The organism is Levilactobacillus sp. LN180102 (assembly GCF_050106635.1).
Classification (GTDB): Bacteria; Bacillota; Bacilli; order Lactobacillales; family Lactobacillaceae; genus Levilactobacillus; species Levilactobacillus brevis.
The window spans coordinates 1-3,955 of the sequence record NZ_JBNIIX010000036.1 but is presented as its reverse complement, the minus strand read 5'-3'; the positions used below and the strand labels follow the sequence as shown (position 1 = coordinate 3,955).

Annotated in this window: 5 protein-coding genes; 4 read left to right on the top strand and 1 reads right to left on the bottom strand. The window is 36.4% G+C overall.

The genetic code is table 11. From position 1 onward, the window contains the following. Positions 1–787 precede the first annotated feature (787 nt). From ACP4IT_RS12445 to mobV, 4 genes are all read left to right on the top strand, one after another. Positions 788–1,744 carry a protein rep gene (locus ACP4IT_RS12445; protein WP_270335180.1) on the top strand — a complete coding sequence of 319 codons (957 nt, stop codon included), beginning with the start codon at positions 788–790 and terminating at the stop codon, positions 1,742–1,744. 13 nt (positions 1,745–1,757) lie between these two features. Beyond that, the gene (locus tag ACP4IT_RS12440; RefSeq protein ID WP_013130268.1) at positions 1,758–1,928 is read left to right on the top strand and encodes a hypothetical protein; all 171 of its coding nucleotides are present in this window, start codon (positions 1,758–1,760) and stop codon (positions 1,926–1,928) included. Positions 1,929–1,941: 13 nt separating this feature from the next. After that, positions 1,942–2,148, top strand: a complete 207-nt coding sequence (locus ACP4IT_RS12435; protein ID WP_080926803.1) for a hypothetical protein — start codon at positions 1,942–1,944, stop codon at positions 2,146–2,148. A gap of 343 nt (positions 2,149–2,491) precedes the next feature. After that, positions 2,492–3,577 (top strand): MobV family relaxase, encoded by a 1,086-nt coding sequence (mobV, locus tag ACP4IT_RS12430; protein ID WP_426855852.1) that lies wholly within the window; start codon positions 2,492–2,494, stop codon positions 3,575–3,577. A 56-nt stretch (positions 3,578–3,633) separates the two neighbouring features. On the opposite strand, the gene ACP4IT_RS12425 is transcribed toward mobV, so the two are convergent. Next, a complete protein-coding gene (locus ACP4IT_RS12425) occupies positions 3,634–3,870 on the bottom strand; it encodes a DUF1304 family protein (protein ID WP_426855850.1) in 237 nt (78 codons plus the stop codon). Between the last annotated feature and the right edge of the window lie 85 nt (positions 3,871–3,955).

Genomic DNA, 3,955 nt, shown 5'->3' with positions numbered 1-3,955 from the left:
CCTTGGTTTTTAAGTAATATATTTACTTTAGTGTTCATCAAATCTTTTTCTGTTAAATTAAATGTTTCTGCTGTTTTTTTTTGAGGTAGTAGCTAGTGTTTCCAAATACATAATAAATATAAACTCTATTGCTACTAAGATACTTAAGGCTTTAATTATTAATTCCATAAATTTTCTCCAATCTTTTTACATAGTATTATTAAACAAGGTTAATATTTTGTCTGTCAACGGTAAATCGACGTAGGACGTCTTATAGACCGTTTACGGGCTATTAGACGTCCTAGGAGGCTTTAAGGAGTTGACTGACTCTACTCAACCAAAAAGCCTTATGCCCTAGGAAACAAGCCATTGTTTCCTCGAGCCTAGCGGCGGCAAGCGTTGCGCTCCAGCTGGCTCAGCTGGTCGGTGTGGCTGAAAGCCACGGTTTTAAAAAAGGCAGTTCAGCGGTTTTTGCTGATCTGTCTTTTTGGGGTTTGAAAGTGGCGTTTTTTGTCACTTTCTTCTTATCTTGATACTAGTAGCATCAACTCGTTTTTAGTATGTTTGCTCCTATCCCTTGCTATTATAGGGTTTTGGTGTATTATTGAGGTATAAATTCTAATAAAATAAAGCAAATAAAAAACCCACGTGCAAATTCCTAGTTTGGTCGCTCGGAACACGTGAGTTGATTATCTTTTGTGTTTACAGTCATATTCTAGGGGGAAAACCCTATGATGTCAAGGCTTCAGGCTTACATAATACGATAATCAGCTCCTTCACGTGGATAGAACGGGAAGGAGTTTTATTTATGGCTAAAGTATTCAAAGATGTGACCGCAAATGGCAAGGAGCGTCCTTGGCGAGAACGCAAAATTGAAAATGTGCGCTATGCTGAATATTTGTCGATTTTAGAGTTTAAACGAGCCCATGATATTAAAAACTGTGGGGAAACTTTACGTTTTCGGAAAATTGGTAACCATTTGAAGCTTTATCAAACTTGGTTTTGTCACAAACGGTTATGTCCGTTGTGCAATTGGAGAAAGAGCATGAAAAATTCGAGCCAATTAAAACAAATTATTGCAGAGGCAGTTGCGAGAGAGCCTAAAGGACGGTTTTTGTTTTTAACTTTGACCGTTAAGAATGCTTATTCAGCAGAGGAGTTAAAAGCCTCGTTGAGAGCTTTGACTAAGGCTTTTGGTAAGTTATCGCGTTATAAAAAGGTATCAAAGAATTTACTAGGTTACTTACGCTCAACGGAAATTACCGTTAATGAACAAGGTGGGTCGTATAATCAGCATTTACATGTTTTATTGTTTGTAAAATCTAGTTATTTTACCGGGGATAGCGTGAATTATATTAAGCAAGAAGAATGGACTAAATTGTGGCAAAGAGCTTTAAAGTCTGATTATGAGCCTGTGGTGCATGTTCAGGCGGTCAAGGCGAACAAACGTAAAGGGACGGACTCTTTGCAAGCTAGTGCGGAAGAAACGGCCAAATACGAAGTGAAGTCAGCTGATTACATGACGGCTGATGATGAGCGTAATTTGGCGGTGATTAAAAATTTGGAGTATGCCTTAGCTGGAACACGACAAATCAGCTATGGTGGTCTGTTTAAGCAAATCAAGCAAGATTTGAAACTTGAAGATGTTGAAAATGGTGATTTGGTTCATGTGGGTGATGAAGATTACACCAAAGAGCAAATGGAAGCTGCGGAAGAAGTCGTTGCAAAGTGGGACTTTAAAAAGCAAAATTATTTTATGTGGTAGGGGGGTGTTTTTTATGATGATGAGATTGGATAAATTTTTTGTTGAAGAAATGCAAAAAAATGGTTTTGATGTTGATTTTAAGCGATTAAAACAGATTTATCTTGATTCTAGAAATAGACATTCTGATGATATTGAAAAGGGAAAAGTACGTGCTTTAAATGAGCGCTTGAAGTATGAAGATTAGGAGATAAATGAATATGGGATTATTTGAAGATTATTACGATGAGCATGATTTAGATAAAAATAGTGAGTACAGTCATATGAGTAAAAAAGAGTTAGTGATTGAGGTTGAATATTTACATAATTCTTTATGGAATATTTTGAAGTATGTTGATAATGGCGGTACTGATATAGACGTTGTTAAAGCAGAAGTTTATGATGGTATTTACGAAAGTCGGATATAGGCATTATATCTTTAGCGGTTTTTGAAATTTTGTTCCACGGTTTTCGTGGATCAAAAATTTCGGTTTTGCGAATTAAAGGAATCTCGGCGGAAAAGATAGCCGAGATTTTTTTAATTCGGGCGTCAATTTTTCTTAGAAAAATTAAGCTAGTGAGTGGCGATTATTTTGGCGGAAGAGAACAGCCAAAATTAACTACCACGAGAGCAATATTTTCCGTCCAGGAAAATGAGCGGTGGGGTCTGTCCCGCTGGCAAAGCGACCCTCGGTAGAGCCCACGCTTTACGTTGTAAAGTATAGTGGGTTATACTTTACTTGGAAGATATCCCGAAATGAGGTGCGTACTATGAGTTTTGCGGTTGCTAGAATGACAAAATTGAAAGCTGATAATTTGGTCGGTATCGGTAATCATGACCAACGGAAAACGACCAATCACAGCAATGAAGATATTGATGTTTCTCGCTCTCACTTGAATTATGATTTGGTGGCAGGACGGACAAATAATTTTAAGACGGATATTGAAGCTTATATCAACGAAAACAAGGCTAGTAAGCGGGCAGTTCGCAAGGACGCTGTTTTAGTCAATGAATGGATTATAACCAGTGACAAAGATTTTTTTGAGCAATTAGACGAAACCGACACTCGCAAATATTTTGAAACGTCTAAACAATATTTTGCGGATAACTATGGCGACGAAAATGTCCGCTATGCGGTCGTTCACATGGATGAGAAGACACCTCACATGCATATGGGCATTGTTCCCTTTGATGACGATAAAAAACTCTCAGCCAAGCGTATATTCAATCGTGAAGCCTTACAGCGTATTCAAGATGAATTACCCCAGTACCTAAAAGAAAATGGCTTTGATGTTGAACGTGGGAATAAAAATAAAGAGCGCAAGAATTTATCCGTTCCTGAATATAAAGCTATGCGGGAAGATTTAAAAAAGATAGAAACCGAAAAACAAGAGACGCAAGCAAAGCTTGCAGATACTCAAAAAAAGCTTGATGAAATTAAACCTCGTGATAACAAAAAAATTGCTAGTAAACCAACCTTGCTAAATAAAAATAAAGTAACGGTTGATAAAAATGATCTCGCTGATTTAGAAAGGCGTGCCTCTTTTAGTGATAATTACAATGAGTTGCATGCTAGAGTAAGGCGTGAAGCTGATTCGTTGGGAGATAAGCTGACTAGAAAAACGTGGGACTATAACGACTTAGAAAGAGAAAATGCTCGTTTGCGAAAGTTAGTGAACACGTTGCAAAATTTGGTTAGGCAAGTCGATATATTTTTAGAGCGCAAAATGGGTATTCATTTACCTGATAAGTTTTTAGTGCGTGCAGGGCTAAAAGAACCGTCTAAAAAAGCCCCTGAAAGCTCACAGAAACTCGACAGGCATAAATCTGATGAATTAGGCGGTCCACATCTTTAAAATGCTCATATGGGCTTTAAATGGTATTTAAGAGCTATAATATATTATTCGATTTATCAAAAAATTAATAGTAGTACTAGTGTTATTACTGCTAAAGTTGCTTGCTTGAAAAAAATACTGATATTAGAGCTAGAGTAAGCACCATAAAGTGCTACTAAAGTTATGTAAAGCATACTTCCAATCAATATTTCTTGCCCATTTTTTGAAAAAAATGTGCCATATAAAATTACAATACTAATAAGACCGTTATAAATACCTTGGTTTTTAAGTAATATATTTACTTTAGTGTTCATCAAATCTTTTTCTGTTAAATTAAATGTTTCTGCTGTTTTTTTTTGAGGTAGTAGCTAGTGTTTCCAAATACATAATAAATATAAA